This window comes from Cryobacterium arcticum (assembly GCF_001679725.1).
Classification (GTDB): domain Bacteria; phylum Actinomycetota; class Actinomycetes; order Actinomycetales; family Microbacteriaceae; genus Cryobacterium; species Cryobacterium arcticum_A.
In genome coordinates, this window is record NZ_CP016282.1 from 1,216,662 (window position 1) to 1,237,884 (window position 21,223).

The window sequence follows — 21,223 nt, forward strand, 5'->3', positions numbered from 1 at the left end:
ACCGGTGCGGGACCGCGTACCTGCGCTTGCCGGCGCAGACAGCTGGCGCAGCCAGCCGGGGCCGAGTGCGCCGTGGGCGTTCGCGGGAGGAAGCGGAGGGGCGAGGGGTTCTAGGCCGTGCGGCGGAGCCGCGTGATCCAGGTCATCAGGTGGTAGATCACGATGGCGGCCAGGGTGCCCAGCGCGATGCCGTTGAACGTGAGGGTGCCGGCACTGAAGGTGTAGTCGGCGATGCCGATGATCAGCGCGGTTGCGGCCGTGAACTGGTTGACCGGCTTGCTGAAGTCCACCTTGTTGTCGAGCCAGATCTTCACGCCGATGACGCCGATGAGGCCGTAGAGGGCCGTCGTGACGCCGCCGAGCACGCCGGCCGGGATGGTGCTGATGACGGCGCCCACCTTGGGGGAGAGGCCCAGCAGCACCGCGGTGATGCCGGCGACCCAGTACGCGGCCGTCGAGTAGATGCGGGTGGCGGCCATGACGCCGATGTTCTCACCGTAGGTGGTGGTGCCCGAGCCGCCGCCGAAGCCTGCCAGCACGGTGGCCAGGCCGTCGGCGAGCAGCGCCCGGCCGGTGAGCTTGTTGACCGAACTGTCGGTCATCTGCGCGACGCCGCGGATGTGGCCGACGTTCTCGGCGATGAGCACCAGCACCACGGGCAGGAAGGCCGGCAGGATCGCCCAGACTGCAGGGTTCTCGAACGGGTTTGTCGGCAGGGTCAGCGGGGGCAGGCCCACCCAGGCGGCGTCGCCGACCTTGCTGAAGTCCACCTCGCCCTGGATGAGCGCGGCCACGTAGCCCACGATGACGCCCAGGAAGATCGACAGGCGGCCGAGGATGCCCCGGAACAGGACCGTGCTGAGGATGACGGCGGCGAGGGTGATCACGGCGGTGAGCGGTGCGTCGCTGAAGTTCGCCTTGGCGACCGGCGCGAGGTTGAAGCCGATCAACGCGACGATAGCGCCGGAGACGACGGGCGGCATCAGCGCGTCGATCCAGCCGGCGCCGGCGACCTGCACGATGGCGCCGACGACGGCCAGCAGCACACCGACCGCGAGGATGCCGAACAGCGCGCTGCCCATGCCGGCCGTGGCGACGGCGGCCGTGATCGGGGCGATGAATGCGAACGACGACCCCAGGTAGGACGGCAGCTTGTTGCGGGTGATCAGCAGGAACAGAAGCGTGCCGATGCCGGAGAACAGGATGGTGGTGCTCGGCGGGAAGCCCGTGATCAGCGGCACCAGGAAGGTGGCACCGAACATCGCCACGACGTGCTGGGCGCCGATGCCGATCGTGATGGGCCAGTTGAGACGTTCGCCCGGGGCCACGACGTCGGTCGCGCCGACAGTCTTACCGTCGCCGTGCAGGGTCCAGGGCAGTGCCATTCGAGTCTCGTTTCTGTTCAAGCCGGTCGGCCGCATCCGGGCGGCCCTAGCTGAGCGTAGTGCTCCGCCGCAGCCGTCACCGAGTTTGCCCGGGGGTCAGCGGACCGGATTAGGATCACCCCATGACTTCGCATGCCGGCACCCGCGCCCACGATCCCCTCGAGGTCACGGTGTCCGGCGGCACGGTGCGGGGCGTGCGCGAACGTGGCATCCGGGCCTGGCGCGGCATCCCCTATGCGGCGGCTCCGGTCGGAGCGCTGCGGTTCCGGGCGCCGGCACCGGTACAGCCGTGGCCGGGAGTGCGTGACGCGGCCGAGTTCGGCCCGGTTGCCACCCAGAGCCACAAGGGCCAGTTCATCGGAGCGCACCCGCGCATCCCGCAGAGCGAGGACTGCCTGAACCTCAACGTGATCGCCCCCGATGAACCCACCGACGAGGAGGCGCTGCGCCCCGTGATGGTGTTCGTGCACGGCGGCGCATACAGCGTGGGGTCCTCGCGGGAGAATCCCCGCCAGGGCGAGGGCCTGGTGCGCCGCGGCGGCATCGTCTATGTGGGCATCAACTACCGGCTGGGGGCGTTGGGCTACCTCGACTTCAGCCGCTACTCCACCCCCGAGCGCCCGTTCGAGAGCAACCTGGGCCTGCGCGACCAGGTGGCAGCCCTCGCCTGGGTGCGCGCCAACATCCGCCTTTTCGGCGGCGACCCGGATGCGGTGACCCTGTTCGGCGAATCGGCCGGCGGCAACGCGGTGACCACCCTGATGACCGTTCCGGCGGCCGCCGGGCTGTTCCAGCGGGCCATCGCGCAGAGCGCCCCGCCGAACGCGGTGTACCCGCCGGAGCTCACCGCCGAGTGGGCGGCGAGCTTCGTGCGGATCCTCGCGGACCAGACGTCGGGGGCGCCGAAGCCTGCCGCCACCGTGGAGCCGGACGAACCGCACACCGCCGACGAGCCGCAGGGCGAACCGCCCATCCTCTCCGGCCTCACCGATGCCCAGGCCGTACGACTGCTGCTCGAAGCCGAGCCCGCCCGCCTCGCCGGGGCCACGACCACCCTCACGGTGCGCTCGCCCGATCTGTACCCGGGCACGATCCCGCTCTGCCCGGTCATCGACGGCGACTTCCTCCCGGAGCGGCCGCTCGACGCTTTCAAGGACGGCCGGGCTCACCGCATCCCGCTCATCATCGGCACGAACGAGCGGGAGGGCTCCCTGTTCAGCGGTCGTATCGACATCCTGGCGTCGACGCCGCCGCGCATGCGGGCGGTCTTCGCGAACACCAAGAAGAAGGCCAGGAAGGCGCTCAAGGCGCAGTACCCCGGCATGCCCGCTCCGCGTGCCGCGCTCGACTTCGGCGGCGACTACTCGTTCTGGTACCCCAGCGTCAAGGTGGCCGAGCGACACTCCCGGTACGCGCCCGTGCACTTCTACAGGTTCGACGCCGCACCCAGGCTGCTGCGCCGGATGGGCCTTGACGCCACCCACGGCCTGGAGCTCTTCCCCCTGTTCGACCGGCTCGACGGCTGGTTCGGCCGCGGCATGACGGTTCTCGGTGGACGGCGGGCATTCAAGGCCATCGGTGCGCGCATGCAGCTCTGGTGGCTCGGCTTCGCCCGTACGGGGAGACCGGATGAAGCCTGGCCGGCGTACACCGAAGCCGATCGGTTGACCCTCATCATCGACACCCGGGACCGGGTGGTGTCGGATCCGCACGCCGAGCGGCGGGTCGCCTGGGGAGCCTTCGTACCGCACGTTTGACCAGGCCGGTTGGGTTGATTTCCACCCGCGGCGAACCTGGTCGTAGACTGAGTCGTTTGGCGCGCCGCCGACCGTCTATCTGGAGAGCATCATTTCCGCATCAGAGCACCAGCCCACAGCCTCCGCATCCACCACACCCGGCGCTGAGCCCATCGGCCCGGCCGCCTCGGGCACAGGCCCGACAGGCACAGGCCCGACAGGCACAGGCCCGACGGGTACCGAGCCCACGGGCACCGGGCCGATGTCGGCGATCAACCGGTACTTCGAAATCACCCGGCGCGGATCCTCCTGGGCTCGTGAAGTGCGCGGCGGCCTGGTGACCTTCGTCACCATGGCGTACATCGTCATCCTCAACCCGCTCATCCTCGGCGGCTTCAGCGCCGACCAGGCCGCGGTGGACGTGGCCGGCAACTGGCTGCCCAACGGCCAGGTCGCCGCGGTCACCGCCCTGACCGCCGGCGTCATGACGATTCTGTTCGGCATCATCGCGCGCCTGCCGTTCGGTTTCGCCGCGGGCCTCGGCATCAACTCGTTCCTCGCCGTCAGCGTCGTGGGCCAGGTCACCTGGCCCGAGGCCATGGGCCTGGTCGTCATCAACGGCCTCATCATCGTGCTGCTGGCCTCCACGGGCCTGCGCGAGATGATCTTCACGGCCGTGCCGCGCCAGCTCAAGATCGCCATCACCGTGGGCATCGGCCTGTTCATCGCGTTCATCGGCCTGGTCGACTCCGGTTTCGTGCGCGCAAGCGGCGTCGCATCCCCGCCCGTGCAGCTCGGTGAGGCCGGCTCGGTCGCCAGCCTGCCGACCGCCGTGTTCGTGATCGGGCTGTTGCTCATCGGCGTGCTCGTGGCCCGCAAGGTCAAGGGCGCCCTACTGATCGGCATCGTCGGCACCACCGTTCTCGCGGTCATCCTCGAGGCCATCTTCAAGGTCGGCCCGTCGCTCGGCACCAACCCCGCCGGCTGGAACCTCAACGCCCCCGTCCTGCCGACGAGCATCGTCGCGCTGCCCGATCTCTCCCTCGTCGGCGAGGTGAGCTTCGGCGCCTTCGAGCGCATCGGCGTGCTCGCGGCCGTGATGCTCGTCTTCACGCTCGTGTTCACCAACTTCTTCGACGCCATGGGCACGATGACCGGGCTCTCGAACGAGGCCGGACTGGCCGATAAGAACGGCAACTTCCCGCGCCTCAAGTCCGCCCTGATCGTCGAGGGTGTCGGCGCCGTCGTCGGCGGGGCCACGTCGTCCTCGTCCAACACTGTCTTCATCGAATCCGGTGCCGGCATCGGCGAGGGCGCCCGCACGGGCTTCGCCAACGTCGTCACGGGGCTTCTGTTCCTCGCGGCGATGTTCTTCACCCCACTCACCCAGATCGTGCCGCTCGAGGTCGCCGCCGCCGCCCTCGTCATCGTGGGCGCCATGATGGTCTCGCAGATCCGGTTCATCGACTTCTCCGAGTTCTCCATCGTGTTGCCGGTGTTCCTCACCATCATCGTGATGCCGCTGAGCTACTCGATCGCCAACGGCATCGGCGCCGGTTTCATCAGCTGGGTCATCGTGCGGTCGCTCTCGGGCAAGGCCCGCGAGATCAGCCCGCTGCTCTGGATCGTCGCGGTCGGCTTCCTGGTCTTCTTCGTGCGCGGCCCCATCGAGGTGCTCTTCGGCGTCTAGCCGGACCTCTGGATGTGCTGCGTTTTCTTGCGACGAGCCCGGCAGGAGCAGCGCTTCGCTGCGCCTGGCGGGCGAAATGTGCGGCTCCGGTGTGGGGCGGTTTCGCCGCGATAGAGTGAATCGGTTATGAGCCATGAGCTCGTCCCCGACGGCAATGGAGCCAGCGTGCACACCACCCCCAGCAACCTGTCCACGATCACCGATTCAACACTCAGCCCGACACCCACCCACCCCACTCGCTCCTCCCCGGCAGCGCCGCCGGCCCCCGAGCAGGACGCAGCACCGGAAGGCACCCCACTCATCGACTCGAACAGCCCCGCCCCCGCCGTGACCGACAGCGCCGAAGCCACCCCCGGCTTCCGGATCGAGCGTGACTCGCTCGGCCGGGTCGAGGTGCCGGCCGAGGCGTACTGGGGAGTGCACACCAAGCGTGCGCTGGAGAACTTCCCCATCGCCAAGCGTCCGATCTCGGTGTACCCGGACTTCGTGGTGGCCCTCGCGTCCGTGAAGCAGGCCTGCGCCCGCGCCAACGCGGAGGTCGGCGCCCTCAGCCAGGAACGGGCCGACTGGATCGACGCCGCCTGCCAGGAGATCATCGAGGGCAAGCACCACGACCAGTTCGTCGTGGGCGTCATGCAGGGTGGCGCCGGGACCTCCACCAACATGAACGCCAACGAGGTCATCTGCAACCTGGCCCTCGAGAACGCCGGCTACGGCCGCGGCCGGTACGACATCCTCAGCCCCATCGACCACGTCAACCGCAGCCAGTCGACGAACGACACCTACCCCACCGCGATCAAGATCGCACTGGCCTTCTTCCTCAAGCACCTGCTGCGTGAACTCAAGGCCCTGCAGGGCTCCTTCTCGGTCAAGGCCGACGAGTTCTCGCAGATCCTCAAGGTGGGCCGCACCCAGATGCAGGACGCCGTGCCGATGACCCTCGGCCAGGAGTTCCACGGCTTCGCCACCACCCTCGGCGAGGACTACGACAGGCTCACCGAGACCATCTGGCTGCTCGCCGAGATCAACCTGGGCGCCACCGCGATCGGCACCGGCATCACGGCCGATCCCGGCTACGCCGCTGCCGCCATCCGGCACCTCAACGTGATCACCGGGCTCAACCTCGAGGCCGCACCGGACCTCATCGAGTCGACCAGCGACGCCGGCAGCTTCATGTCGTTCAGCGGCAACCTCAAGCGCAGCGCCATCAAGCTCTCCAAGATCTGCAACGACCTGCGCCTGCTCTCCTCGGGCCCGCAGGCCGGTTTCGGCGAGATCAACCTGCCGCCGCGGCAGGCCGGGTCGAGCATCATGCCCGGCAAGGTCAACCCGGTGATCCCCGAGGTCGTCAACCAGGTGGCGTTCGCCGTCGCCGGGGCGGATGTGACGGTGACGATGGCCGCGGAGGGCGGGCAGCTGCAACTGAACGCCTTCGAACCCGTCATCGCGCACTACCTGTTCCAGAGCCTCACCTGGATGACCCAGGCGATGTGGACCCTGCGGGTGAACTGCATCGACGGCATCACCGCCAACGAGGACCGTCTGGCGGCCATGGTCGGTTCCAGCGTGGGCGTGATCACCGCGCTCATCCCGCACATCGGCTACGCCGCGGCCGCGGCGCTCGCACAGACCGCGCTGCTGACCGGGCGCAACGTCGCCGACCTCGTGGTGGAGGCCAACCTGATGACCAGGGATGACGTGATGCGGGAACTCGAACCGGCCCGGCTCTCCGGCATGGAGCCCGACACCGGCACGTCCTCCATCCCCATCATCGAGTAGGCGGCAGTACCGACACGCAGGGGCACAGGGCGCCACTCGGGGTTACTCTGGTGCCGTGTCCCTGCGTGTGAGGCCGAACAACCGCCGGCACGAGCCGATCCATCTCGATGGGCTCGCGGCGCTGGACGCCGCCCTGCCGGACCTGGACTGGACGGTCCTGCCGCCGGGCACCGAACGGTACGACTTCTCCGCACCCAGCGGGCGTCTGGCCTCAACGGCGCTGGGCCGGCCGGGCGACCCGCGGGTGGTCCTCGTGCCGGGTGCCACGGGGTCGAAGGAAGATTTCGCGCTGCTTGCCCCGATCCTGGCCGGCGCCGGGTACCGGGTGGAGAGCTTCGACCTGGCCGGCCAGTACGAGTCGGCCGCGGCGGGCCCGATGCCCGGCGAAGCCTACGACTACGGGCTCTTCGTCGACGACCTCATCGCCGTCCTGGAGTCGGGCCGCACTCCAGTGCACGTGCTCGGCTATTCCTTCGCCGGGCTCGTCGCCGAGCTCACCCTGGCCCGCCGGCCCGACCTGTTCGCCTCGCTGGTGCTGCTCACCACCCCGCCGGACCCCGGCCAGACCTTCCGCGGGGTGCGATGGCTCGGTCCGGTGAGCCGAGTGGTGCCGCCGCACACCATCGCCTCCCTCATGGTCTGGGGGATCGTGACCAACCGCAACCACACCCGTCCGGGGCGCCTAACCCTCGCCCGGATGCGGTTCGGCTACACCAGCCGCGAGAGCCTGGACGAGATCATCCGCCTGATGAAGCACACCCCGGATGTGCGCCGGGAACTGGCCGGCAGCGCGGTGCCCACGCTCATCGCCGTCGGCAACCGCGACCTGTGGAGATTGCGACTGCACCGCCGCTTCGCCCGGCGCATCGGCGCGGAGCTGCGCGTCTACCCGGCGGGGCACAGCCCCTGCGAGACCACACCGAACCAGCTGGCCCAGGACATGCTCGCCCTCTACGCGCGGGGGCCCTGAACCCTTCCGGCGGCACCGGATCGGGGTCGGCGACTGACCGCATTACGGCGGATGCGCCACGGCGCATACTCCGGCCAGTCGGCGAACAGGGTGCGACCGGCCCAGGCCACCCGGCGGCCCAGCCCTCGTGGTGTACCGAACGGTCGGGCGGAAATGCCGACCCGCAGGGTGCGGTCGAGCGTGACGGGGTGGTCGGTGCCGAGGTGCATGCTGAAGTCGAGGTCGTCGTGCACGGTGTCGCTGTCCCGGCGCACCCGGTCCCTGGTGGCCGCCCAGACCTCCCGGCGCATGGCGAAGTTGGAGCCGAAGAGCGGGGGATGGCCCAGCCACAGCCCCATCCAGAGGAAGTAGCCGCCGATGTACAGCCGGCGGCCGAGCAGGGCCGTGACCGGGCCGCAGCCGTAGAAGTCGCCCGGGCCGGTGTACACGGAGATGCCGGGCTTGGCCTGGAAGCGGTCCGCGATGCGCTCGACCCAGTCGACGGGCGGCACGGAATCGGCATCGAGCCGGGCGATCACGGCGCCGCCGGCCGCGTCGTAGCCGGCGGCCGCGGCGGGCCAGATACCGCGGTGCGGCTCGGTGACCACGCGCACCCCTGCGGCGCGGGCCACGGCGGCGGACTCATCCGTGCAGGCGTTGTCGACCACGATGATCTCGTCGGCGGGCCGGCGTTGCTCGGCCAGCGCGCGCAGGCAGGTGCGCAGGAAGTCGGCGTCGTTGTACACGGGAATGACCACCGAGACGGTGATCGGCGTGCGGGGCGCCGCGGGGTCAGATTTCACGGCAATGAGTCGTCAAGAGGCCGATGCGGTCGATGGAGACGGTGACCGTCGATCCGTCCTTGAGGAATACCTGCGGCTTGCGGCTGTAGCCCGCGCCGCCGGGGCTGCCGGTGGAGATGAGGGTGCCGGGCAGCAGCGTGGACGTGAGGGACAGGTACGAGATGATCTCGGCCACGGTGCGCACCATATCGCCGCTCGACGCATCCTGCAGGACGCGCCCGTCGACGTGGGTGGTCAGCCAGAGGTTCTGCGGGTCGGCGATCTCGTCGGCCGTGACGACGAGCGGGCCGGTGGGGGTGAAGCCGTCGAAGGACTTGCACCTGGACCATTGCGCCTCGGAGAACTGCAGGTCGCGGGCCGTGATGTCGTTGACGACCGTGTACCCGAAGACGTAGTCCAGCGCGTCACGCACCGAGACGTTGCGGGCCGGGCGGCCGATGATGACGCCCAGCTCGGCCTCGTAGTCGACCTGGCTGGTGAGGTCGGCGGGCCAGGAGATGACGGCCTCGTGGCCGGTGAGCGAGTTCGGCCAGAGTGAGAACACGGTGGCCGCGGTCTCGCTGCGCAGCTTGAGCTCGGAGGAGTGCGCGGCGTAGTTGGCGCCGATCGCGATGATCTGCGGCGGGCGCAGCACGGCGGAGGAGTGCCGGAGGTCGTCGACCGGGGTGAGGCTGGCGCCGTGCTGCAGCGCGTGGGTGGTGAGGGCGCGCACCCGGTCGAACTCGGGTGCGCCCTTTTCGATCAGGTCTTGCAGATCGCGCGGGGCGTCGTCGATCACCTCGTCGAGGAAGAGCGCCTCGTCTTCCACCACGATGGCAAGACGGGGGGTGGACTGGCCTTCGACTCTGAGGTGCGCAAACTTCACTTTCTCAGCGTAACGGGGCCGCGCCCATCTCGCTGGGACCCGGGGAACCGGCCGGTCGCGGCGCCGCTCCTGCCGCACGCCACAGGTGCATGCCCGCGTAGCTGCGCCACGGCGCCCAGCGACCGCCGTGGCCGGCCAGGTCGCCGGCCCGGGCGGGCAGGCCGAGCCGCTCGGCGCCCTGCCGCAGCGCGAGATCGCTCGTGAGCAGGATGTCGGGGCTGCCGAGCACCCGCATGGCCACGTATCCGGCCGTCCACGGTCCGATGCCGGGCAGGGCCGTGAGCCGGGCCTGGAGGGCGTCGCGGCTCTCGCCCACGTCGAGTCTGAGCTCGCCGGAGGCCAGCGCCTCGGCGACGCGCACGATCGTGTCGATCCGGGCGGCGGGTCCGCGCAGGACCTCGCGGCCGTGCTCCGCGATGCGGGCTGCGGTGGGGAACAGCAGGGTCGGAGCGCGGGTGGGATCGACAGGCGCCGGGTGCTCGCGGGCCGCACCGTCGGCTGCTGCGCGCTCGGATGCGGTGCCGTCCGATGCGGTGCCGTCGGGTGCGGGATCTGCCGGCTCGGCGCCGCCGGGCAGCGGGTCTCCGAGTGCAGCGGTGAGACGGCCGAGCGCCGTGCGAGCCGACGCCACCGAGACCTGCTGGCCGAGCAGGGCGCGGAACAGCGTCTCGTCGGCGTCGAGGCTGCCCGGCACCCGGATGCCCGGCGTCCGCCGCACCGACCCGGCCAGGGCCGGGTCGGTGGCCAGGGCGCGGTCGATGGCCTGGGCATCCGCGTCGAGGTCGAAGAGCCGGCGCACCCGGCTCACCAGGGGTGCCAGGTCGGCGAGGCTGCTCAACCGGGCCGTGCAGGAGATGGCGGGGGAGTCGACGGTGCCGGCCAGGGCCAGCTGCAGGGTCGCCCAGCCGTGCGGGAGGCGCAGGGTGCGCTCGTACCCGTCTGCCGTGCGGCGCTCGACCCCGGCCACGGCGCGCACGCCCAGGAAGTCCAGCAGGCCCTGCCCGTCGAAGGGGGCGCGGGCGGGCAGCAGCAGACTAATCCGGGAGCCGGCGGCGTCCGCCTGTCCGGTCGACATGCCCGCGCTCTCGCCGACCCGCTCGTCGGCGCTGACGGTGGCCGTGCCGCCGATGCGGGCGTTGGCCAGTGCCGTGCTGGGACCGGAGCCGGCCCGCCCGCCGGACGGCCGCGCGCCGGCGCGCAGGGCCGACGGGGTGCGTTCGTAGACGGCGGCGATGGTCTCGTTGAACTGGCGGATGCTGCCGAAGCCCGCCGCGAACGCCACATCGGTGATGGGCAGGTGCGTGCTCGTGAGCAGCACCCGGGCGGTCTGGGCCCGGTGGGCGCGGGCCAGGGCGAGCGGGCCCGCGCCCACCTCGGCCACGAGCACCCGGGTGAGGTGGCGTGGGGTGTAGCCGAGCCGGCCGGCCAGTCCGGGCACGCCCTCCCGTTCCACCGTGCCGTCGCCGATCAGCCGCATGGCCCGGGCGGCAAGGTCGTCGCGGATGTTCCACTCCGGGGAACCGGGAACGGCGTCGGGCAGGCAGCGCTTGCACGCGCGTAGTCCCGCCTCATGGGCGGCCGCGGCGGTGAGGTAGAACGAGACGTTGCCCGGCTTGGGCGTCATGGCCGGACAGCTCGGCCGGCAGTAGATGCCCGTGGAGTGCACCCCGGTGATGAACTGGCCGTCGAAGCGGGCATCCCGCGACGACATGGCGCGGTACCGTTCGGCGAAGACGGGGTCGTCGCCGTGCTGTGCGGGGGTGAGGGTGGGTTCGGTCACCCCTCCAGACTGGCAGCATCCCGGCGCGCACGGTAGCGGGAATCGGACACCGCCGTAACGGTCCGGCGCCCCGGGCGGAAGCGCGGCCTGCAGGCCGGCCGGATCCCCGGCAGGAGTGCACGGGTCATCGTAAGCTGGCGGCATGACCCTCGACCCGGCCGGGCAGCCCTTCCCGGTGCCCGCTCAGAGCCCCGTGCCCGCCCAGAATCCAGTGCCCGCCCAGAGCGTGCCCATCCAGAGCGCGGTCTGGAGCACTCCGGTGCGCCGCACCAACGTCAGCACGATCGTGTGGGCGACCATCGGCATCGTCCTGGCCGCGCTTGCCCTGATGCTGGTGCTGGTCTACCTCTCCACGTTCCTGGGCCCCGGCGCCCTGCTGGTCTGCCTGGTGCTCGCTCTGGTCCCGCTCACCCTGGTGATCCTGGCAGTGCGCTGGATCGATCGCTGGGAGCCGGAGCCGCGCCCGGCGCTGTGGTTCGCGTTCCTCTGGGGCGCCGGTGTGTCGATCGTCACGGCGCTGGTGTTCGATCTCGGCGTGCAGATCGTCGTCGCCACCAGCGGGGTAGCCCGGCCGGAAGGCGACTTCGCTGCGGCCGTCATCCAGGCCCCGCTCGTGGAGGAAGCGGCGAAGGGCTTCGGCATCCTGTTGCTGTTCTGGGTGATCCGGGGGCAGTTCAACGGGCCCATCGACGGGGTCGTCTACGCGGCCATGATCGCCGCCGGGTTCGCCTTCTCCGAGAACATCCAGTACTTCGGTGTGGCGATGCTCGACGGCGGCCTGACCGACCTGGGCGTCACGTTCCTGCTGCGCGGGGTGATCTCCCCGTTCGCGCATGTGCTCTTCACGGCGTGCACGGGATTGGCCATCGGGTTCGCCGCCCGCCGGGCGAGCGGGTCGCGTTATCTGGCCCTGGTCTTCCTCGGCCTCGCCGCGGCCGTGCTGCTGCACGCGATCTGGAACGGCGCGTTCTACTTCCTCACCGACGATGCCTCCCTGGTGGGCTACTACTTCCTGGTGCAGGTTCCGCTGTTCATCGGCGCGATCCTGGTGGTGGCCATGCTGCGCCGCCAGGAGGAACGGCTCACCCTGCGGCGGCTCGGGGACTACGCCGCGGTCGGGTGGTTCACTGCGGCCGAGGTGGAGATGCTGGCCACCCCGCGGGGCCGCCGGCAGGCGCGCGCCTGGGCGGCCGCGCAGCCGCAGGCCCGCCGGCTCGCGATGAACCGCTTCATCGTGGATGCGGCCCGGCTGGCCTCGGTGCGCCAGCGCCTGGTGAGCGCCGAGACGCATCCGCCTCGGCGGCCCGCCGCGGAGGCCCGCCAGGGACCCGGCACCGACACCGCCGAGGAAGCCCGACTGCTCGGCCTGTTGATGCGGGACCGCGCCGAGGTGATCGGCTGACGTAGCCGCCGACGGCGGGAACGAGAAAACTCGCCGCCCGGTGGTGTGGCACTGCCGACAACTCTCCCGGTGCGACGAGTTTCTATGGGATAAGCATGCGCCCCGGCGTCGCGTTCGCGCAAGGGGGAATTTCTCGGTGTGCGTCTGGGCCCGGAATCCGATTGGATGGACTCATGACTGATCTGAACTCCAAGCCCGAACTCGACTTCCCGGAGGGCCCCGCGCCCGAACAGCTCGACATCGTCGACATCGTCGTCGGTGACGGCGCCGAGGCCGCCCCCGGCGCGACCGTCGACGTGCACTACCTCGGTGTCGAGTACGACACCGGCGAAGAATTCGACTCCTCCTGGAACCGGGGCCAGTCGATCAACTTCCCGCTCGGCTCCCTCATCGCCGGCTGGCAGCAGGGGATCCCCGGCATGAAGGTCGGCGGACGTCGCAAGCTCACCGTTCCCGCGCACCTGGCCTACGGCCCCGCCGGCTCCGGTCACCGCCTCTCCGGCAAGACCCTGATCTTCGTGATCGACCTGCTCGGCGTGAGCTAGGACCTCTCCACACGCACCTGCTTGATTCGTGAGTGGTGGCCCCGGAGAATGCCGACGGCGCTCCGGGGCACCCCGAAATGTTTCGCAAGCAGACGCACCAGGGCGTCGTTGGCGGCGCCCTCCACCGCCCGTTGCTGCAGGTAGACCGTGAACACTCCGGTGCCGGCGGGGTCGGCTTCCACCAGCGGGCCCTTCCTGCTGCCCGGCTTCACGTGCACGTGCACGATCTTCGCCGATACCGTCATGACCTGCCATTCTGCCGGAGCTGGCCGACCGGTGTGAGTACCGGGTCAGACGCTCGCATTCCACGGTACCGCGCGCCGATAATGGGGCATGATCACAATCGACTGCGCCCGGGCCCTCCAGCAGGCAGGGCTGCGCTGGCACCCGGCATCCGGCGACTCCTTCCGCATCGAGCGGCCCGGCTTCGATTCCGAGGTCTTCACGGTCAGCGAGATGACCATCGAGGCCCACGAGTTCGACACCGGAACCATCCTGGGCTTCAACGGCACGACCGAGTGGGCGCTCGATTCCCTCGCTCTCGAGGATGCGCTCTGGCTGCCCCGCGAGGACCAGCTCCGCTCCCTGCTGCGTGGGACCTTCCGTTCCCTGCACCGGCTCGACGACGAAAGCTACCGGGTCAGCGTGCACGTGCGTGGCGCCGACGATGTGTTCGAGGCGCCAACGGCGGCGGATGCGTATGGCAACGCGGTGCTCATGCTCATCGGGCTCTCGGGCGCGGAACGAGCCGCCCCGGCCGCGGCCGGTGAGCCCGGCGACTCGGGCGACTGAGCCGGCGCAGAGCTGGCGCCGCCGGCCGGGAGCGCCGGCCGGTCTGGAGAGTAGCTCAGTAGCGCTCGGGCTCGGGCTCCAGCGCGAAGCGGCGTCCGGTCACCTCGGTGGGCGTGATCTCCACCCAGATGTACTTGAGGGTGGGCACCAGGGGGCGCAGCGGCAGAGCGTTCGCGGCGTCGATCTCGGCCTGGGTGTCGAGCACCCGGGCGATTCCCTTCACCACGACGCTCCAGGCATCCGAGCGGCCGATGGCGTCGGTTTCCAGGACCACCTTGTTGTTCACGGTGAGGGCGAGCAGCTTGGTGCCCTCCGCGGTGCGGAATAGTAGGCGCTGATCGGCCGCGACGAAGTTGAGCGGAAAGATCTCGATGTCGTCGGCGACGGCCGCCGCGAGCCGGCCGAAGCTCGAGGAGAGCAGCAGCTCCCAGCACTCGTCGTCGCTGAGAACCTGAACCGGATCAAGGTCGTTGTTGTCCATGCTTCATAGTCCCACTTTGCGGTCCACTCGGCGAGTGCCGCCGAGTGGACCGCGGCGTGTTGCCCTAGCCGAGGGGCGTGGGGCGCTGTGCGGGTGCGGTGCGGGCGTCGGAGCGGTCTGACCGACGGCGCAGCAGCATGATCGCGACGAGGATGCCACCGATCAGCAACGCTCCGCCGGCGACCAGGAAGACCGGCAGCGCATCCGTGCCGGTGGCGGCCAGTTCGCCGCCGTTACCCGTGCCGCCGCCCGGGGGAACCGGTAGCAGCGGGCTCACCGGGCTGGTCGGGGTGGGGGTAGGGGTCGGCGTCGAGCTGGTGGGCGGCGTCGTGGCCGGCGGGGTGGTCGACGGCGGCGTCGTGGCCGGCGGGGTTGTCGGTCCGGACGTCGGCGTCGGGGTGGGGGTGCCGACCGGGGGAACGGCCGTACCCGCGGGGTACACGTTGTGGGTCAGCGAGGCGGAGCAGGTGACGAACGCACCGCCGCCGTTGGCCGAACCGATGCACTGGGTGATCGAGACCGGCAGAGCCGTGCTGGCGGTGGACGGGGCCACGGTGCACGTCACGCGGCCGGGCGTTCCGCCGCCGCGTCCGGAGGAGTTGCACTGGGTGATGGTGGCACTGGTGGTCAGCTGCACGGGGGCGCAGTTGAGGGCCGGGTCGCCACCGCCGTCGCCGGCGCTGTCGCCGCACTGGTTGACCGTGGCGGTCGCCAGCGTCGTGTCGCCGATGATGTTGTTGACCACGGTGACCCGGCAGACCACGGTGCCGCCGCCGCCGTTGCCGGAGCCGTTGCACTGGTCGACCACGGTCGTGGCGGTGGGGAAGCTCGTGGGGAGGACCGTGCAGAGCACGGCGTCGTTCGCGGCGCCGGTGCAGGTGCGCACGACGATGGTCGAACTCGAAACGCCGGTTGACACGTCCAGGGTGTTGGTCACGGTGACGTCGCACTCGATGCCCTCGCCGCCGACGTTCTGGATGCCGTTGCACTGGGTGACCGACCCGGGCACGGGGGCCGCGGACGCGGGCGCCGGGGTGGTGCCGAGGACCGCGGTCGCGGCGAGCACCAGGCCGAAGGCGATGGTGAGGCCACGGCGGAGGAAGGTGCGCGGTCGGCCGGGGTCCTGGCGGGCCGGTGCCGAGGAGACGCTGGCGCCGATCTCAGACATGGGTGAACGAGGTGATGGTGACGCAGCCATGAGGGCCCCCTAGGAACACGGGAAGTCAGCACCCCCGTTTAGGCGACTGTACCAGTGCGTCACGTGGCGATATATTACGGGGCCGTGACGTCGGACCCATTGGGGCTCGATCCGGCCGGCCCGGCGCCCGCGACCGACCTGCCGGGATGTTGTTGGCGCTGCGACGCTCAGCGTTCGCTGACGGCTCGAACCCGGTCGACCAGGTCCTTCCAGGCGCCCTGCACCTGGGGTTCGGCCAGCACGACCTCGTGTGGTGCGCAGCGGATGCGGTAGACGTAGCGGTCGGGCTCGGGGGCGGTGCCCTCGGCTTCGTCCCAGGGCAGGGTGTCGAGGAACTGCATCCAGGCCGCCGCATCCGGCTGTTCGTCGACCTGCACGTCCCAGGTGACCCGGAGCCCGGCGATGCCCCCACTGCGTGAGACGACGACCTTCATGGCCCTATGGTACGTCCGGGAACGCCGCGGCAGGGGATATCGGGCCGATCGGGAGAGCCTTCCCAGCGGCGCTGCGGACGGTGGCCGCTCGATGCCGGCTCAGGAGGCCGCTCGCAGCGGACCGAGGGTGACGCCCACGCCGTCCCATCCGGCCAGCACGGCGTCGTGTTCGACCGACCCGTGGCCGTAACGTGCGGAGGCCGCCGTGGCCGTGGCGCGGGCGAACCCGGCGAAGTCGATCGTGGAGGTCAGGCCGGACCCGGTGAGGGTGTCGTACCAGATCTGGCCCGGGGCCTCCCAGGCGTTGCCGCCGAGCGCCTCGGCCACCAGGTAGAAGGCCCGGTTGGGGATACCGGAGTTCAGGTGCACCCCGCCGTAGTCCTCCTCGGTCTCCACGTAGCCCGACATCGACGCCGGCTGCGGGTCGGCGCCCAGGACATCGTCGTCGTACGCCGTGCCCGGCGCCTTCATCGAGCGGAGTGCCTGGCCCTGCACCTGCTCCGTGAACAGGCCCGCGCCGATCAGCCAACTCGCCGACGCTGCACCCTGACCGGCGGCGAACTGCTCGACCAGCGCGCCGAACACGTCGGAGACCGACTCGTTGAGGGCGCCGGACTGGCCCTGGTAGGCCAGATTCGCGCTGAACTGGGTGACACCGTGGGTGAGTTCGTGCGCGATCACGCTCAGGGAGATGGTGAACCGGTTGAAGACCTCACCGTCACCGTCACCGAACACCATGCGCTCGCCATCCCAGAACGCGTTGTCGTACTCGCGTCCGTAGTGCACGGTGGCGTCGAGCGGCAGGCCCCGGCCGTCGATGGAATCACGCTGGTACCGGCGCCAGAACAGGTCGTGGGTGTCACCGAGGCCGGCGTAGGCCTCGTTGACCGCGACATCGGCGACGGGCGGCTGGCCCTCGGTGCGCACCACCCGGCCGGGCAGCGTCTGGAGGTGCAGCGCATCGCTGATGGTGCGGTGGATGACGCCGGGAACGGCCCGGGCCGAAGGCCTGGGCAGGGCGGTGGTGCGGCGTTCTGTCGCGCGCAGGCCCCGGAGCGGGGCGTCCAGCCCGAGCGACCGTTTTGCGGCTTCGGATGCGACGGAGAAGCGCGGGTCTTCGGCCTCGGCCAGCCGGGCGAGGATGTACGGCGGAACGATGCCGCAGCGCACCGGTTGGATGAATGGGACGGGGCTCTGAGTGTGGTCTGTGCCTGTCATGCGGAGAGTCTGCCAGCACGGACCGACATCCGCATCAATCGGTGCGAGGGAAACGTCACATCGCCGCCCAGCCGCCGTCAGAGGTCAACACGATGCCGGTCACATTGGCCGAATCGGTGCTCGCGAGCCAGGTGATGGCCGCGGCCAGCTGTTCAGCCGTGGCCACCGGCGGCAGCACATGCTGGAAGACCGGTCCGAGCACCGAGCCGGCCAGGGCCGAGAGCATCGGCGCCTCGATGTTGGTCTGCACGCCGCCCGGCGCCACTGCGTTGCACCGGACGCCCTGGGCCGAGTACATCACCGAGGTGTTGCGGGTGAGGCCGATCACGGCGTGCTTGGACGCCGTGTAGGCCGCTCCGGCGGCGCCTCCCCGCAGGCCGGCCTCCGACGAGACGTTGACGATCGACCCGCCGCCGCCCGCGACCATGACGGGCAAGGCCGCCCGGATCAGCCGCATGATCCCGGTGACGTTGATGCCGAACACGCGTTCCCAGGTGGCGTCGTCGACTTCGCCGACGGGCAGGAAGCCGTCCATGATGCCCGCGACGTTCGCCACGACGTCGATGCGCCCGTTCGCCGCGGCGACCAGGCGGGTGGCCGTGTCCTCGTGGCTGATATCGCCGTCGACCGTGACGATGTCGAGGTCGGGGTACTGGTCGATGAGCTCCTGGAGCCGTGCGGGAACGACGTCACCGGCGATCACCCGGGCGCCCTCCTGCGCGAGGCGCACGGCCGTGGCCTTGCCGATCCCGGAGCCGGCTCCGGTGACGATGGCGGTCTGGCCGGCGAACCGGTCCGGGGTCAGTGTGGAAACCATCGGGTGCTCCTTTGCAATCCGGGATCGGCCGCCTGACGGCCGAGATAGGGCGTTCGTGGTCGTGCCGCGAACGCACCATTCATAGCACCGTCCGCCCGGCACGGCGCGGGGTGGGCGGACGCGGACGGTGCCGGTGTCGGGGCCCCTTTGTAGACTGCGGGTATGCGCTACGGAATCGTGATCCTGCCCCAGTACGACTGGCCGGAGGCCCGCCGCCGGTGGCAGGGCGCCGAAGAGTATGGGTTCCAGCACGCCTGGACCTACGACCACTTGTCCTGGCGCAGCCTGGCCGACCAGCCGTGGCACGCCACGATCCCCACCCTCACGGCCGCGGCGGCCGTGACGGAACGCATCCGCCTCGGCACCTTCGTGGCCTCGCCCAATTTTCGGCACCCGGTGCCGTTCGCCAAGGAACTCGCCACCGTCGACGAGATCTCCGGCGGACGGCTCACCCTGGGCGTGGGGTCGGGCGGAACCGGTTTTGATGCCTTCGTCCTCGGCCAGGAGGCGTACACGCCACGGCAGCGGCACGAGCGTTTCGCCGAGTTCGTGACCGATCTCGATGTGCTGCTGCGCCACGAGGAGCCGGCCGCCGGCGGCATCAGCTTCACCGGCGAGTGGTTCACGGCGGTCGATGCCCGCATGGTGGGCCGCCCGGCGCAGACCCCGCGGCTGCCGTTCGTGATCGCGGCGAACGGGCCGAAGGGGCTCAGGCTCGTGGCCGAGCACGGCGCCGGCTGGGTCACCACGGGCGCCGACGGTGCGACCGGCGAGGAGTGGTGGAGCGCGGTCGGCGCTCTGGTGCACCGGCTCGATGACACTCTCGCCTCGGCTGGGCGCGACGCGGCGACGGTGGACCGGTACCTCTCGCTGGACAGCGGCGGCTCGTACTCGCTGCAGAGCGTCGGCGCGTTCGACGATGCCGTCGGCCGCGCCGCCGAGCTCGGTTTCACCGACGTGATCAGCCACTGGCCCCGGTCAGATGGCATCTACGCCGGCTCGGAGTCGGTCCTCGACGAGGTCGCCGCCCGCCTCGCCTAGTCGCGCCAAGTCGCGCTGGTCTGGCGGGCTTCCGGGGGAGCTAGACGTCGATGCGGTAGCCGCGCTTGATCACGGTGGCGACCAGGGTGGGCACCGGCAGGGCTTGGCGCAGGCGGCTGATGGCCACATCGACGGCATGGTCGTCTTGGATCTCCGGCAGGGCGGCCGTGAGATCGGCCCGGGAGAGCACCGACCCGCCGGCGGCGAGCAAGGCGCGCAGCAGGGTGAGCGAGGTCGGCGCCAGCAGGGCGGATGCACCGGCGACGGAGACCCGCCGGCCGCGGAGCTCGACCAGGCCGTGCCTGCTCTGCAGGCGCAGCACGCGTTCGTCCTCGAGGTAATCGCAGACGAGCTTGATCAGCGCCCCCATCCGGAACCGCTCCGGCACGATCGGCGTGATTCCGGCCGCCACCAGGGGAGCCGCCGTGACGTGCCCGACAGCGGCGGCGACCACCGGTCCGCGCAGGGCCTCCTGCAGCGCCTCGAGGCGGCCCGCGCCATCCGCGGCACCGAACAGGGCCTCGACGGCGGGGGCGCTGGTGAAGGTCACGGCATCCAGTGAGCCCGTGCAGACAGCGTCGATGAGCTTCTGCACCCGGCTGGAATCCTCCGGCAGCAACCACCGGTACGGCGCCACAGTGAGCACCGTGGCGGCGGCCTCGCGCAGCCGTTCGATCTGGGACTCGTCGGTGAACCCGTGCAGCTGCACCGCCACGGTGAGCCCGGTCGCGCCCTCGGCGAGGACCTTGTCCACCAGGGACCGGGTGGTCTCCTCGGCGCTCATACCCGAGTCGTCCAGGTTGGCTGCCCGGATCGCCCCGCGCGCCTTGGGCCCGCGCACGAAGATGCGGCTGTGCTCGAGGGTCTCGGTGAGGTCGTGGCCGAGGCCGGCCGCATCCGCCGCCTCGAACCAGCGCCGCACCCCGTACGACGTGGTCGCCAGCAGGATGTCGGGGCGGCCGGCGATGATCGCCGCGGTGTCCGCGGTGATGCGCGAATCGTCGGCGGCGGCCGCGATGCGGATGGCGGGGGCATGCAGCACGTCGGCGCCGCGCCTCTCGAACGCGGCGATCAGGTCTTCGCTGCGGCGGTCGGAGGTGACGCCGATGCGGAACCCGTCGAGCTGGTCCGGGCGGAAGCCGGGCAGGCCCGCTTCTATTCCGATGTCGTTAACTTGAGTCTCCGATGGTTCTGGGGGCTTGCGTTACCTCTGGCCTGAGAGTGTAGCGGCGTTTGCGAGCACCGCAACGGCCGCGGCGTCGTCGCAGCCGGCCAGGCGCACGACCTCGCCGATCACGAGGACGGCGGGGGAGCGGGCGCCGACTTCTCCGGCGACCCGCACGACGCTGTCGATGTCGGCCACCGTGGTGCGTTGCCGGTCCGAGAAACCGCGCTCGATGATGGCGACGGGCATGTCGGCGGCCATGCCGTGGCGGGCCAGTCCGCTGGCCAGGTGCGGCAGGGTTCCCACACCCATGAGCACCACGATGGTGCCGCCCAGGCCCACCAGGTGGGCAAGTTCCTCTTCGCTGAGCGGCACGTGGCCGCTGAGCACGGTGAACAGCCGGGACACCTCCCGGTGGGTGACCGGGATGCCCGCGAGCGCCGGCACGGCGATGGCGCTGGTGACCCCGGAAATCACGGTGACGGGCACGCCGGCGGCGCGGCAGGCGGCCATCTCCTCGCCGCCGCGGCCGAACACGAACGGGTCGCCGCCCTTGAGGCGCACCACGGTGAGGCCGCAGCGGGCGCTTGCCACGAGCATCCGTTCGATCTCGGCCTGCGGCACCGCGTGGTGGCCTGGGTGCTTGCCCACGTTCACCTGTTCGGCGCCGGGCGCCCAGTCGTCGAGCAGTTCGTGCGGGCCGAGGCGATCGTAGTAGACGATGTCGGCGCCGGCGAGAGCCCGGCGGGCGGCGACGGTGAGCAGTTCGTCGTCGCCGGGGCCGCCGCCGACGAGGGTGACGTGGCCGGTGCGGGCCACCGGCGCGGCAACCTCCCGGGTGAGCCACACCCGGCGCTCGGCGCAGGCGGCGGCGAGGAGCGGTTCGGCCGGGGCGGGCACATCGACGGCGACGACGAGGTCGACGGCCGCCACCAGGTCGCGCCAGTTGGCGGCCGACTGCGGCCAGGCCACTGCGCGCACGAGCGGGTTGGGCACCTCGTAGGTGTCGGCGGCGAGGTAGACCACCGCGCCGGCGGCCCGGTAGCGGGCGATCACCCGACGTGCGGGCCGGCTGCCGCCGATGACGAGCACGCGGCGGCCCGTCACGTCGAGGCTGATGTCCAGGGACCTGTGCGGCATGGG

20 protein-coding genes are annotated in these 21,223 nt (G+C 70.9%); 8 read left to right on the forward strand and 12 right to left on the reverse strand.

What is annotated here, in order from left to right; translation table 11 throughout:
* Positions 1-110 precede the first annotated feature (110 nt).
* On the reverse strand, positions 111-1,385 hold the full coding sequence (locus PA27867_RS05400; protein WP_066594219.1) for a uracil-xanthine permease family protein: 1,275 nt from the start codon (positions 1,383-1,385) through the stop codon (positions 111-113).
* A 122-nt stretch (positions 1,386-1,507) separates the two neighbouring features.
* On the opposite strand from PA27867_RS05400, the gene PA27867_RS05405 reads away from it, so the two are divergent.
* The 4 genes from PA27867_RS05405 to PA27867_RS05420 all read left to right on the forward strand — a co-directional run bounded on the left by PA27867_RS05405 (position 1,508) and on the right by PA27867_RS05420 (position 7,560).
* Entirely contained in the window at positions 1,508-3,142 is a 1,635-nt protein-coding gene (locus PA27867_RS05405; protein ID WP_066594221.1) for a carboxylesterase/lipase family protein, read from the forward strand.
* Positions 3,143-3,383: 241 nt separating this feature from the next.
* Positions 3,384-4,811, forward strand: a complete 1,428-nt coding sequence (locus tag PA27867_RS05410; RefSeq protein WP_167550821.1) for an NCS2 family permease — start codon at positions 3,384-3,386, stop codon at positions 4,809-4,811.
* Positions 4,812-4,937: 126 nt separating this feature from the next.
* On the forward strand, positions 4,938-6,590 hold the full coding sequence (locus PA27867_RS05415) for an aspartate ammonia-lyase (RefSeq protein WP_084020727.1): 1,653 nt from the start codon (positions 4,938-4,940) through the stop codon (positions 6,588-6,590).
* Positions 6,591-6,645: 55 nt separating this feature from the next.
* Positions 6,646-7,560 carry an alpha/beta fold hydrolase gene (locus tag PA27867_RS05420; RefSeq protein WP_236900843.1) on the forward strand — a complete coding sequence of 305 codons (915 nt, stop codon included), beginning with the start codon at positions 6,646-6,648 and terminating at the stop codon, positions 7,558-7,560.
* Here PA27867_RS05420 and PA27867_RS05425 read toward each other — a convergent pair.
* From PA27867_RS05425 to PA27867_RS05435, 3 genes are read right to left on the reverse strand one after another with little or no spacing between them, the layout of a single operon-like run.
* A complete protein-coding gene (locus PA27867_RS05425; protein ID WP_236900844.1) occupies positions 7,542-8,342 on the reverse strand; it encodes a glycosyltransferase family 2 protein in 801 nt (266 codons plus the stop codon). The genes PA27867_RS05420 and PA27867_RS05425 overlap by 19 nt on opposite strands.
* Positions 8,332-9,207, reverse strand: coding sequence for a fumarylacetoacetate hydrolase family protein (locus PA27867_RS05430; protein WP_066594222.1), 876 nt, complete (start codon positions 9,205-9,207; stop codon positions 8,332-8,334). Before PA27867_RS05430 ends, PA27867_RS05425 begins: the two co-directional genes overlap by 11 nt.
* Before the next feature lie 4 nt (positions 9,208-9,211).
* Positions 9,212-10,987 carry a DNA-3-methyladenine glycosylase 2 family protein gene (locus PA27867_RS05435; RefSeq protein WP_066594227.1) on the reverse strand — a complete coding sequence of 592 codons (1,776 nt, stop codon included), beginning with the start codon at positions 10,985-10,987 and terminating at the stop codon, positions 9,212-9,214.
* A 142-nt stretch (positions 10,988-11,129) separates the two neighbouring features.
* On the opposite strand from PA27867_RS05435, the gene PA27867_RS05440 reads away from it, so the two are divergent.
* Together PA27867_RS05440 and PA27867_RS05445 are read left to right on the forward strand one after the other, a co-directional pair.
* Positions 11,130-12,389 carry a PrsW family intramembrane metalloprotease gene (locus PA27867_RS05440; protein ID WP_066594229.1) on the forward strand — a complete coding sequence of 420 codons (1,260 nt, stop codon included), beginning with the start codon at positions 11,130-11,132 and terminating at the stop codon, positions 12,387-12,389.
* A gap of 173 nt (positions 12,390-12,562) precedes the next feature.
* Positions 12,563-12,934 (forward strand): FKBP-type peptidyl-prolyl cis-trans isomerase, encoded by a 372-nt coding sequence (locus tag PA27867_RS05445; protein ID WP_066594231.1) that lies wholly within the window; start codon positions 12,563-12,565, stop codon positions 12,932-12,934.
* Here the strand turns inward: PA27867_RS05445 and PA27867_RS05450 are convergent.
* A complete protein-coding gene (locus PA27867_RS05450; RefSeq protein WP_066594232.1) occupies positions 12,931-13,179 on the reverse strand; it encodes a DUF167 domain-containing protein in 249 nt (82 codons plus the stop codon). The two genes, PA27867_RS05445 and PA27867_RS05450, sit on opposite strands and share 4 nt — an antisense overlap.
* Positions 13,180-13,267: 88 nt before the next feature.
* On the opposite strand from PA27867_RS05450, the gene PA27867_RS05455 reads away from it, so the two are divergent.
* Positions 13,268-13,726, forward strand: coding sequence for a hypothetical protein (locus PA27867_RS05455; protein WP_066594233.1), 459 nt, complete (start codon positions 13,268-13,270; stop codon positions 13,724-13,726).
* A gap of 55 nt (positions 13,727-13,781) precedes the next feature.
* Here the strand turns inward: PA27867_RS05455 and PA27867_RS05460 are convergent, their stop codons facing one another.
* The 5 genes from PA27867_RS05460 to PA27867_RS05480 all read right to left on the reverse strand — a co-directional run bounded on the left by PA27867_RS05460 (position 13,782) and on the right by PA27867_RS05480 (position 17,874).
* Complete coding sequence (locus tag PA27867_RS05460; RefSeq protein WP_066594234.1) at positions 13,782-14,207, reverse strand: pyridoxamine 5'-phosphate oxidase family protein; 426 nt, start codon at positions 14,205-14,207, stop codon at positions 13,782-13,784.
* 64 nt (positions 14,208-14,271) lie between these two features.
* Positions 14,272-15,375 (reverse strand): hypothetical protein, encoded by a 1,104-nt coding sequence (locus PA27867_RS05465; RefSeq protein WP_066594236.1) that lies wholly within the window; start codon positions 15,373-15,375, stop codon positions 14,272-14,274.
* Positions 15,376-15,572: 197 nt separating this feature from the next.
* Positions 15,573-15,839 carry a protealysin inhibitor emfourin gene (locus PA27867_RS05470; RefSeq protein WP_066594237.1) on the reverse strand — a complete coding sequence of 89 codons (267 nt, stop codon included), beginning with the start codon at positions 15,837-15,839 and terminating at the stop codon, positions 15,573-15,575.
* Positions 15,840-15,938: 99 nt separating this feature from the next.
* Entirely contained in the window at positions 15,939-17,057 is a 1,119-nt protein-coding gene (locus PA27867_RS05475) for a M4 family metallopeptidase (RefSeq protein ID WP_066594240.1), read from the reverse strand.
* A 55-nt stretch (positions 17,058-17,112) separates the two neighbouring features.
* A complete protein-coding gene (locus tag PA27867_RS05480; protein ID WP_066594243.1) occupies positions 17,113-17,874 on the reverse strand; it encodes an SDR family NAD(P)-dependent oxidoreductase in 762 nt (253 codons plus the stop codon).
* Between the two features lie 162 nt (positions 17,875-18,036).
* Here PA27867_RS05480 and PA27867_RS05485 point away from each other — a divergent pair, with 162 nt between their 5' ends.
* Complete coding sequence (locus PA27867_RS05485) at positions 18,037-18,915, forward strand: LLM class flavin-dependent oxidoreductase (RefSeq protein WP_066594244.1); 879 nt, start codon at positions 18,037-18,039, stop codon at positions 18,913-18,915.
* Positions 18,916-18,955: 40 nt separating this feature from the next.
* On the opposite strand, the gene PA27867_RS05490 is transcribed toward PA27867_RS05485, so the two are convergent.
* On the reverse strand, positions 18,956-20,080 hold the full coding sequence (locus PA27867_RS05490; RefSeq protein WP_335582792.1) for a uroporphyrinogen-III synthase: 1,125 nt from the start codon (positions 20,078-20,080) through the stop codon (positions 18,956-18,958).
* Between the two features lie 39 nt (positions 20,081-20,119).
* A complete protein-coding gene (gene cobA, locus PA27867_RS05495; RefSeq protein ID WP_066599183.1) occupies positions 20,120-21,205 on the reverse strand; it encodes a uroporphyrinogen-III C-methyltransferase in 1,086 nt (361 codons plus the stop codon).
* Between the last annotated feature and the right edge of the window lie 18 nt (positions 21,206-21,223).